9 protein-coding genes are annotated in these 10022 nt (G+C 69.8%); 2 read left to right on the top strand and 7 right to left on the bottom strand.

Annotated elements, in window-relative coordinates; translation table 11 throughout:
• The 3 genes from PV363_RS12575 to PV363_RS12565 form a co-directional block, all read right to left on the bottom strand.
• A partial coding sequence (locus PV363_RS12575; protein ID WP_301022487.1) for a hypothetical protein occupies positions 1–310 on the bottom strand: 310 nt, incomplete at its 3' end.
• The gene (locus PV363_RS12570; RefSeq protein WP_301022486.1) at positions 307–1953 is read right to left on the bottom strand and encodes an FAD-dependent oxidoreductase; all 1647 of its coding nucleotides are present in this window, start codon (positions 1951–1953) and stop codon (positions 307–309) included. The genes PV363_RS12570 and PV363_RS12575, both read right to left, overlap by 4 nt.
• A gap of 10 nt (positions 1954–1963) precedes the next feature.
• Complete coding sequence (locus PV363_RS12565; RefSeq protein ID WP_301022485.1) at positions 1964–2434, bottom strand: SRPBCC family protein; 471 nt, start codon at positions 2432–2434, stop codon at positions 1964–1966.
• A 117-nt stretch (positions 2435–2551) separates the two neighbouring features.
• Between PV363_RS12565 and PV363_RS12560 the strand changes: the two genes are divergently transcribed.
• Positions 2552–3511, top strand: coding sequence for a GNAT family N-acetyltransferase (locus tag PV363_RS12560; RefSeq protein ID WP_301022484.1), 960 nt, complete (start codon positions 2552–2554; stop codon positions 3509–3511).
• A gap of 61 nt (positions 3512–3572) precedes the next feature.
• Here PV363_RS12560 and PV363_RS12555 read toward each other — a convergent pair whose 3' ends face one another.
• The 4 genes from PV363_RS12555 to PV363_RS12540 are packed head-to-tail and all read right to left on the bottom strand — an operon-like array spanning position 3573 to position 8987.
• Positions 3573–5873, bottom strand: coding sequence for a glycoside hydrolase family 3 N-terminal domain-containing protein (locus tag PV363_RS12555; RefSeq protein WP_301022483.1), 2301 nt, complete (start codon positions 5871–5873; stop codon positions 3573–3575).
• A gap of 54 nt (positions 5874–5927) precedes the next feature.
• Positions 5928–6755 (bottom strand): carbohydrate ABC transporter permease, encoded by an 828-nt coding sequence (locus tag PV363_RS12550; protein WP_220343837.1) that lies wholly within the window; start codon positions 6753–6755, stop codon positions 5928–5930.
• A 1-nt stretch (position 6756) separates the two neighbouring features.
• The gene (locus PV363_RS12545) at positions 6757–7692 is read right to left on the bottom strand and encodes a sugar ABC transporter permease (RefSeq protein ID WP_220343836.1); all 936 of its coding nucleotides are present in this window, start codon (positions 7690–7692) and stop codon (positions 6757–6759) included.
• Positions 7689–8987, bottom strand: coding sequence for an extracellular solute-binding protein (locus PV363_RS12540; RefSeq protein ID WP_220343835.1), 1299 nt, complete (start codon positions 8985–8987; stop codon positions 7689–7691). Before PV363_RS12540 ends, PV363_RS12545 begins: the two co-directional genes overlap by 4 nt.
• A 173-nt stretch (positions 8988–9160) precedes the next feature.
• On the opposite strand from PV363_RS12540, the gene PV363_RS12535 reads away from it, so the two are divergent.
• Positions 9161–10022 (top strand): LacI family DNA-binding transcriptional regulator (locus PV363_RS12535; RefSeq protein ID WP_301022482.1); only part of this gene is annotated, 862 nt, incomplete at its 3' end.

The following is a 10022-nucleotide window of genomic DNA, read 5'->3' as shown; positions in this document are numbered from 1 at the left end:
CGAGGGCGAGTCCGCCGTCGGCCAGGGACGTTCCGACGCTCAGCTGTATCGGGAGCACCTCCCGCAACCCGCCCGAGGAGTCACGCACCAGGTTGACCCCGCGCACCGTCTGGCTGCCCGACCCGGTCGCGTGGTCGGCTCCGAACCGCTTGCCGTACCAGCGTGGCAGCCCCACCAGCCCCAGTCCCCACGGCGCCACCGTGCGCAACGGCGCCACGAACGAAGCCTCGAGGTCGCCGATCACCTCCTCGGGCGCGAGCGGCTGCAGCGTGGACCAGGCGTGACGCAGACTTCGGACGGTCGTGCTCATACGGGCTCCTGAGTGCGGGCCGACCGAGCCGGGACGGCGTCGATCGGCGTACGGGTTCGTGCCGAGGTGGGCGGCGCCGGGAAGAGACTGGCGAACCGCTCGGCGAGCGCGGTGATGGTCAAGGAGGGGTTCACTCCGAGGTTCGCCGGGATCACGCTCGCATCGGCGACGTACAGGCCCGGATGGCCGTGCACCTCGTGGCGGTCGTCGACCACGCCGGTGCTGCGGTCGACACCCATCACCGCCCCGCCGAGGATGTGCGCGGTGATCGACAGGCCGCCGACCGACTCGCCGAGCAGGTTGAGCGGACGGCCCCCGGAGGAGTCGGCGAACGCCCGGGTCACCGCGTTGGCGACCGGGAGGAAGCTCGGCGGGCGGACCCCGCCGGTGATCCGCGACCTCAGCACCCGGCGCCAGGGACGGACCGGCGAGCGACTCCACTCCAGGGCCAGCTCGTTGTCGCTGTGCTGCATCGTCGTGAGGACGGTCAGGCGCCGGAGGAAGCCTCGGGCGGTGACCAGGCGCGCCTGAGCACCCGGCCTGCGTGCGATGCGACCCAGGACGCGCAGCGCCCGACGGCCCGCCCGCTCACCCTCCACCATCGGCCCGAGCTGGAAGCGCATGTGCCAGCCGCCGACGTACCGGTTCTGGGTGACGTGGGTGTGCGCGTCGGGATGGAAGTCGGAGCTGATCGTGGTGCCGCGCGAGAGATCCTCGCCCGGTGGCGCGAGCACGGCAGTGAGCGCCTCGCTGTTGGTCCGGACGTGTCGGCCGAGGGTGCTCGAGAGGTTGGGGAGCGTCCCGAGGTCGTCACGGCACCGGAACAGCAGGTCGAGCGTGCCCAGCACCCCTGCGGCGAGCACGACACGTCGAGCCCGGACGACCTGTGCCGGCTGGTTGCGCCAGGGATGCCGGGTCCCGACCTCGAAGCCTCCCCCCGGCAGCGGCGTCAGGGACTCGACCTCGTGCTCGGCGCGGATCTCGGCGCCGTACCTCTCGGCGAGGTGCAGGTAGTTGCGCGTGAGCTGGTTCTTCGCGCCGTACGGGCACCCGAGCAGGCACTCGCCGCACAGTCGGCACCCGGTGCGCGCAGGGCCTTCGCCGCCGAAGAACGGATCAGGCTCCGTGACTCCCTCACGGCCGAAGTGGATGGCGAGCGGCACCGGCCCGTACGAGGCCCCGGCGCCGACCGCACGCGCCGCCGCCTGGAGGTGGTCGTCCATGGGGCCGCGGTGCGTCGTCACGACCCGGCCCAGCATCCGCGCCGCGCGTTGCAGGTGCGGGGCGAGCTCGGTCTGCCAGTCCACCCCGAGGGCGCGCAGCGACGGCGCCCGGTAGAAGTCCTTCCCCGGCTCGAGCAGGACGCCCGCCCACACGATCGACCCGCCGCCGACGCCGGTGCCGCCGATGATGCCGACGTGACGGAAGATGCGCTGCCAGAAGAACCCACGCATGCCTACGCCCGGTTGCCAGAGGTACGCCCGCGGATCGCGGCGCGCCCGGCTGAGCGCCCCGTCGTCGAGGCGGCGGCCCTTCTCCAGCACGATGACGCGATGTCCGGCCTCGGTCAGCCGCAGAGCACTGACGGCTCCGCCGAACCCACTGCCCACCACGACGACGTCGATGTCCCAGTCGTCTGCCACCGGGCGCATGCTACGGGGTGTCCGGCACGCCGCGGGCCACGAGCGTCTCGACCAGCCATCGACTGCGCCGCTCGAGCAACCGCGTCATGTAGGAGGTCAGCACGACGCGGTCGGCGAGACGACCGATCGGCCCGACGGGCGCCTCGTACTCGACCACGTCGGTCATCTGCGTGCCACCAGCCACCGCGTCGAACCGGTGCTCGTGCCACCAGCGGTGGAACGGCCCGGAGACCTGCTCGTCGACGAACCGACGCGGAGCCTCGTACTCGGTGATCCGCGATGTCATCCGGAACGGGATCCGGAAGTGCGTCGCCTGCCAGGTGACCGTGTCGTCGAGACGCATCAGCCCGGACGTGACTCCTGCGACGGCCCGCTCACCCGACTGGCTCATCGATGCCGTGTGCGCGTCGACCGAGAGGCTCAGCGCGAAGCACGCCTCAGGCGTGGCAGGCACCAAGGAGGACAGCACGATCGTCGGCACGGCCTGACCGTACCGCCTCCTGCGGACCCGGCGCCGGCCATCTTCATCGCGGCCGGAGAGCGGCTGTCATGAGACGATGCCGGCTCGTTGGACGCTGTTCTTGACGTGGAGGTGACGATGCACGCGACTTCCCTGGGCGACGATGCTGTGCTCGGTCCGCTTGAACCGTCGCGGGCCGGGGAGCTCCTGAACCACATGGACCGAGGACGGGAGTTCGTCGGGCGGTACATCGCGCTGCCCGACGCGGTCACCGACCTGGCGTCGAGCCGCGCCTTCCTCCAGGCGTACGCAGACAAGGCGACCACCGACACCGGCCGGATCTTCGGCATCTGGACGGCAGGCACGCTGGTCGGCGGGGTCCTCTTCCGGACGATGGACGTCGAGCAGGGCACCGCCGAGGCGGGCTGCTGGCTGGAGCCCTCGGCGGTGGGCAGAGGGCTGGTGACCAGGGCCGTGCGCCTCATCATCGACTGGGCCGTCGAGGAACGGGGCATCCATCGCGTCGAGTGGCAGGTCAGCCCGGCCAATGCGGCCAGCATCGCGGTGGCGCGCAGGCTCGGAATGAGGAGCGAGGGCGTGCTGCGAGAGAACTTTCTGCTGCGAGGGACACGACACGACACGGAGGTCTGGTCGGTGCTCGCGCCGGAGTGGCGGGCCAGCACCGGCGCCGGCGCACAGGGCGGCGATCCGGAACTCCGCGGCGCTGGTGGCACCCCCTCCCGGAAAGGAGCGCCGCATATCGACCGTGTGGTGCCAGACCTGTCCGTGTCAGACCTCGCGGCGGCGGTTCGCCAGCACACGGCCGTCCTCGGCATGGACGTCCTGATGGACCACGGCTGGATCGTGACCTTGGGGGACGGCACCGGGCATCAGCTGAGCCTGATGACGACCGACGCCACCGCCACCGTCAACCCCCAGGTCTCCGTCTTCGTCGACGACGTCCACGCTGCCTATCGAGCGGCCCTCGGAGCCCACACTGAGATCGTCCACCCCCTCACCGAGGAGCCTTGGGGGGTCACCCGGTTCTTCTACCGCGACTCCTCGGGCAGCGTCGTCAACGTCGGCTCGCACCGCTGATGCTTCTGACATCGAACGCTGTGGACCTCGAGCCGGCCGCTCGCCGTCAGCACCCGCGCGCTTATCCGTCGATCCGGACCGGTGTCGTGAGCACCCTGCCCTCATCGACGACGCGGGTCTCCCCGGTGATCTCGAAGCGACCGGTCAGCCGGCGGTCCTCGCTGGAGGTGCCGACCGTGACGTCGATCCTGCCGGGCTCGACGACGCGCTCGAGGTCGCGACCGGTGAAGGACGTGCGGTCCATGTGGACGTCGAAGGTGACGGTCGCGGAGCACCCGGCGTCGAGCCGTACCTTGGCGTAGCCGACGAGCTGCTTGAGGGGCCGGGTCACCTGCGCCAGCGGGTCACCGAGATAGAGCTGCACCACCTCGGCCCCGGCGCGGTCACCGACGTTGGTGACGGTCGCCGCCACCTCGACCATCCCGTCGGTCGCCACGCTCTCCTCGCTGATGTGGAGGTCGGTGAGCTCGAACGAGGTGTAGCCGATGCCGTGCCCGAAGGGGAACAGTGGCCGAGGGTCGAGGTTGGAGATGCCCTCGGAGTACCAGGCGAGCGGCGGTGCGAGATAGGTGCCGGGCTGACCACCGTGGTGCGCGGGGATGCCCACGGGCAGCTTGCCCTCCGGGTTGAGGCGTCCCGTCAGGACGCCGGCAAGGGCCGCGCCGCCTTCCTCGCCCGGCATGAACGCCTGGACGATGGCGGCACAGCGGTCGGCGAACGCCCCGAGCGCGTACGGACGACCCGACACGACGACCAGGACGGTCGGTGTCCCCGTGGCCACCACGCGCTCGACGAGCTCCTCCTGGATGCCGGGGAGCCGGAGGTCGACGGCGTCGCAGCCCTCGCCCGAGGTGCCCAGCCCGAACAGTCCCGCCAGGTCCCCCACGACAACGACGGCCACGTCGCTCTCGGCGGCCGCGCCCACCGCCGCGTCGAGGCCTCCGCGATCGGCCTCGGTGACGGACACGCCGAGGTGGTGGACGACCTCGGCCTCGACCTCGCCGCGCAGAGCATCGAGGAGCGTCGGTACGTCGACGCCGAGGTCGTCGCCGCCGTACCGCGACAGCACGTGGTTGGGGAACGAGTAGCAGCCCATGAACGTGTTCGGGTCGTCCGCGCACGGACCGACCAGCGCGATGCGCGACGGGACCTGGAGAGGGAGGACGCCGTCGTTGCTCAGGAGCACGATGCTCTGCTCGGCGAGACGACGGGAGACGTCTCTGTTGCGCGGGCTGTCCAGGTCGGTCGACTCCCCGACCGACGTCGGGTCGTACGCGGGATCCAGCATCCCGAGCTCGATCTTCTGCCGCAGCACCCGCCGGGCCGCCCGGTCCACGTACGCCTCGTCCAGAACCCCGTCGGCGACCGCAGACGCGAGGTCGGCGTACCCGGTCGTGCTGGGGAGCTCCACGTCGAGCCCGGCCTCCAGGGCGAGGATCCCGGCGGCGCGCGGGCCGGCGGCGACGCGGTGGGTGGTCTCGAGGAAGGCGACGGCGAAGTAGTCGGCGACGACCGTGCCGCGGAAGCCCCAGCGGTCGCGCAGGACGTGCGTCAGGAGCCTGTTGCTCGCGAGCGCCGGGAGCCCGTCGACGTCGGAGTACGAGTTCATCACCGAGCGCGCGCCGCCCTCGCGGATCGCCATCTCGAACGGCGGCAGGATCATGTCCTCGAGCTCGCGCGGACCGATCGACACCGGCGCATGGTTGCGCGCCGCCTTGGACGCTGAGTATCCGGCGAAGTGCTTCAGCGTCGCGACGATCCCCGCGCCCTCGAGCCCACGGACGTACGCGGCCCCGAGGGTGCCGACCACGTACGGATCCTCACCGAGGGTCTCCTCGACGCGGCCCCACCGGTAGTCGCGGACCACATCGAGCACCGGCGACAGCCCCTGGTCGACCCCGACCGCCTTCATGTCGCTGCCGATGGCGGCCGCCATCTCCTCGACCAGGTCGGGGTCGAACGTCGCCCCCCACGCGATGGCGGCGGGGTAGACCGTCGCGCCGTACGTCGTGAAGCCGGTCAGGCACTCCTCGTGGGCGATCGCCGGGATCCCGAACCGGGACTGGTCGACGACCTGGCGCTGGTAGTCGCGCAGCCGCTTGACGCCGTCGTCGACGGAGACCGGCTCGGTGCCGAAGTTCCGCGTGAGGTGACCTAGGCCGTGGCGGATGGACTCGTCCCACGACAGCCCGTCGCTCATCGCGCTCTCCATCGGGGCCACGTCACCGGCGACCTGCGAGGAGGCGGCGGGCTGGGGCCAGAAGCTGGCGAGCTGGCCGACCTTCTCGTCGAGGCTCATGGCGGCGAGCAGCGCATCGGCGCGCTCGTCGACGGACGCGGCGGGATCGTTCCAGAGGTTCATCGAGTTCCTTCTGCGGTCGGGACCGGGGCGATTCCGGGAGATGGCGTGGTCGCGCTACTTGGAGAAGCCCGCGGTCAGTCCCGAGACCAGGAACCGACGCCCGATGGCGTAGACGACGAGGAGCGGGATCACGGACAGGACGACGGCGGCGAGGATCGCGGGCACGTTGACCGTGAACGATCCCTGGAACGTCCAGAGGGAGAGCGGCAGGACTCTCTTGTCCGCGCTCTGGGTGAGGATCAGCGGGAAGAGGAACGCGTTCCACACGTTGAGCGCGTCGTAGATGGCGACGGTGATGATCGCGGGCACGGTCATGGGCGTGACGAGCCGCCAGAGCAGGCTCCACTCCGACACGCCGTCGAGCCGCATCGACTCGAACAGCTCTCGAGGGATGTCACGGACGAAGTTGACGAGGATCAGGACGGAGATCGGGATCGCGAAGGCGATCGAGGGAAGGATGAGCGCCCACAACGTGTCATAGAGACCGAGGCGGACGATCAGGTAGTAGACGGGCACGATCGTCGCCTGGATCGGGATGGCGATCCCGAGGAGGAGAACCTCGAAGGCCCGTCGCGACAGAGCCGACCGGTTGTGGACGATCACGTACGCGGCCATCAGCGAGAGCGTGACGGTCACGGCCACCGTCGCGACCGTCACGAGGACCGAGTTGACCAGGTACTTGGTGAAGTCGGCGGCCAGGACCTCACGGTAGGCCGTCAGCGTCGGCTCGGTGGGGATCGAGAGCGGGTTGGACGTGAAGTAGTCCGCGCGAGGGCGGAGGCTGGTGACGACGATGTAGTAGATCGGCACCAGCGTGACCGCCAGCCAGAACGTGCCGACGAGCCCTCCGACGAGGTTGGGCCGTTGGGTACGGGTGCGCATGTCAGAGGCCTTCCATCTGGCTGTCCATGCGTGAGCTGCCGCCGAGCCGGTTCAGCAGGTACGACACGGCAAGACCCACGACGACCAGGAGCACGCCCACGACCGCCGCTCCCCCCATGTCGTACGAGCGGAACCCGCGGAGATACATGTCGAGGGGCATCACGCGGGTGGCGTTGCCCGGTCCGCCGTTCGTCATCACGAAGATGAGGTCGAAGTACGTCAGCGAGCCGACGATCATCAGCGTCGACGAGGTCACGATGGTGTTCTTCAGCTGCGGGAGCGTGATGTGGAAGAAGGTGGTCATCCGCCCTGCCCCGTCGATCGTCGCCGCCTCGTACATCGACCGGGGGATCTGGCGTGCCGCGGCCTGGTAGAGCAACGAGTGGAACGGGATGAAGCACCAGGCGATGACGAACACCAGCGTGGGCATGCTCAGTGACGGGTCGCCGAGCCAGTCCTGGTTGAGCGAGTCGATCCCGAGCGCGGTGCCGAGCCCGAAGTTCGGGTCGAGGAGCGACTTGTACGCGATGCCGACCGCGGCTGCGGAGAACAGCAGGGGGAGAAACAACAGCACCGAGTACACGGCGCGGTAGCGCTGTCGCCCTGCCATGAAGACGCCGAGGAGGAGACTCGTGGGGCACTGGACCAGCCACGAGGCGACCGTGAGGATGACCGACAGCGTGATGGCGTGCTGCGTGACCGGGTCCGAGAGCACCGACGTCCAGTTCGCGGTGCCCGCCCACTCGGGCGTCCCCAGACCGTCCCACGTCGTGAACGACAGGATGACGACACCTGCCAGCGGCACGACGGCGAAGAACGCGAAGAAGCCCATGGCCGGCGCGCTCATCCACAGGGACGGACCGAGGCGACGGGGGCGAGGACGGGCGGGCGGGCTGGTGGACTGGCGGGGCTCTCGGACCCGGTCGGCAACGGTCATGACGCGTCGTTCATCGCCTTCGCGAACTGCTCGGGCGTCTTCTGGCCGAGGAAGAGCTGGCTGAGGTTCGTCAGCAGCGCCTGCGCCTGGCTCGCCGGTAGCGCCTGGTCCCACGACAGCTGGAAGTTGGGCGCGTTCTTGACCATGTCGTACGCGAAGGTGAGAAACGGCGCCTGATCGGAGCCGGCGATCTTGTCCTCGGCACCGACGGTGACCGGGACGCCACCGTTCTTGATCAGCTCGTCCACGTACTTCTCGTCCCACATCGCATCGTTGAGGTAGTCCACGGCGGTGTCCTGCTGCTCCTTGGACGCCTTCGCCGAGACGGACCAGAAGTTGGCCGGGTTGCCGACGATGTTGGCGGGGTCACCCTTGCCACCCTCGACCGACGGGAAGTTGGCGAAGCCCAGGTCGCCGCTGTCGGCGAAGTCCGGGGCGTCGGTGAGGAAGTTGGAGTACGTCCAGGCACCTTGCAGCAGCATGCCGCTCTTGCCGGTGTGCAGGAGGGCGGCATCAGCGTTGGCGTCGGCGACGACGGAGCCGAACTTGTCACCGAAGGCACCAGCGTCGACGAGCTGGGTGATCATGCCGAGCGCCTTGAGCATCTCGGGGCTCGACCAGGCGTCGGGCTTGCCGTCGATGACGGCGTTGAACGTCTCGGGTCCGCCGACGCGGTCGGCGAGGTACTGGATCCACATCAGCTCGGGCCACTGGCTCTGCCCCGCGAGTGCGATCGGGGTGTCGACTCCGGCTCTCTTGAGCTTGGCGACGTCGTCCAGGAGCTCGTCGAACGTGGTGGGCGGACCGTCGACGCCTGCCCCCTCGAGGACCTTGTTGTTCGTGAAGAGGATGACGGGTTGGGCGTTGTTGTTGGGGACCGCGTAGAGCTTGCCGTCGATCTTGCCGCTCTCGAGCACGGAGGGGACGAGTCGCTCCTGAAGCTCCTTCGTCCGAGAGGTCAGGTCGACGACGTCGTCGTTGCCGACGTAGTCCGTGAGAGCGCCGCCGGCCCAGTTGAAGATCAAGGTCGGTGCGCTGCCGGACCCGACGGCGGTCCGGATCTTTTCCTTGTAGGCGTCGTTCGCGAACCAGTCGGTCGCGATCTCCTGGTCGGCGTTGTCGCTGTTCCAGGTCTCGAACGAGCTGCGGAACGTCGCCTCCGAGCCGCCGGTGAGCACCCAGGCGCTCGCGTCCTCGCCGCCGCTCCCGGGATCGGTTCCGCCGCATGCGCTCAGGACGAGGGCGGCCGCGCTCGCCGCGGCGCCGATCGCGACCAGCCTCTTGTTGCCTCTCATGGTGTGCTTCCTCTCCGTGCCGAAACGTTTCGGGCGGTTTCGGTTGAGATGACCATAGACCGGATGTGATGCACGACACAAGAGGTCGAAGTCGGGCGCGACCCGCCGCTGGATCTCTCGCTGTTCTCGCGCGGATCGTGGACGAAACGTTTCGAATCCCGTACGGTGCACGCATGGCCGAGACGCACGTGACCTTGGGGCAGGTCGCCACCCGGGCGGGCGTCTCGAAGGCGACCGCCTCCAAGGTCTTCAACGACCGCGCCGACGTTGCCCCCGAGACGAGGACACGCGTCACCACGGCGGCCGACGAGCTCGGGTACGTGCCCGCGGTCCGCGCCCCTGCTCCCGGCACCACCCAGGTGTGGGTCGTGTTCGACCGCCTCGCCAACGCCTACTCGGCGACGGTGCTCGACGGTCTGCTCGCCGAAGCGCAGGTCCGAGACGCCATCGTCATCGTCAACGAGTTCGGCAACGTCGCCGACGACCGCTTCGCGCCAGGCTCGCCGGCCTGGATCCGGCAGGCTCAGGCGCGCGGCGCCCAGGCCTTCATCCTCGTGACCAACCCGCTCTCCGACGACCACGTCGCTGCCTGCCGCCGCCGCGGGACTCCCCTGATCGTCGTCGACCCGGTGGCTGCGGCACCTGACGGCGTGATGAGCGTCGGCGCGACCAACTGGATGGGCGGCGTGCAGGCCACCGAGCACCTCCTCTCGCTCGGACACACCCGTCTCGCGTACGTCGGTGGAGAGCCGACGTCCACGCCGGCCAACGAGCGGTTGGCGGGATTCCGCAGCGCCATCGAGACGGCCGGCCTCGATCCGAACGCCGCCCCGGTCGTCCCCGGGACGTTCGACTACGACGACGGCCTCGGATGTACGACACTGCTTCGCGACACCGACCGCCCGACCGCCATCTTCACGGCCAGCGATGCCGTGGCTCTCGGCGTGCTCGAGGCCGCGCGCCAGGTCGGCCTGCGCGTTCCCGACGACCTCTCGGTCGTCGGGTTCGACGACACCTTCGCCGCGCACGCGGCCT

Origin of the sequence: Mumia sp. (assembly GCF_028803055.1) — a bacterium.
Lineage (GTDB): Bacteria > Actinomycetota > Actinomycetes > Propionibacteriales > Nocardioidaceae > Mumia.
This window is presented reverse-complemented; position numbering and strand designations above follow the sequence as displayed.

Coding starts and splice junctions, on each gene's coding strand:
- PV363_RS12560 (WP_301022484.1), top strand. CDS start 2,552: ATGCACGCGACTTCCCTGGGCGACGATGCTGTGCTCGGTCCGCTTGAA.
- PV363_RS12555 (WP_301022483.1), bottom strand. CDS start 5,873: ATGAACCTCTGGAACGATCCCGCCGCGTCCGTCGACGAGCGCGCCGAT.
- PV363_RS12550 (WP_220343837.1), bottom strand. CDS start 6,755: ATGCGCACCCGTACCCAACGGCCCAACCTCGTCGGAGGGCTCGTCGGC.
- PV363_RS12545 (WP_220343836.1), bottom strand. CDS start 7,692: ATGACCGTTGCCGACCGGGTCCGAGAGCCCCGCCAGTCCACCAGCCCG.
- PV363_RS12540 (WP_220343835.1), bottom strand. CDS start 8,987: ATGAGAGGCAACAAGAGGCTGGTCGCGATCGGCGCCGCGGCGAGCGCG.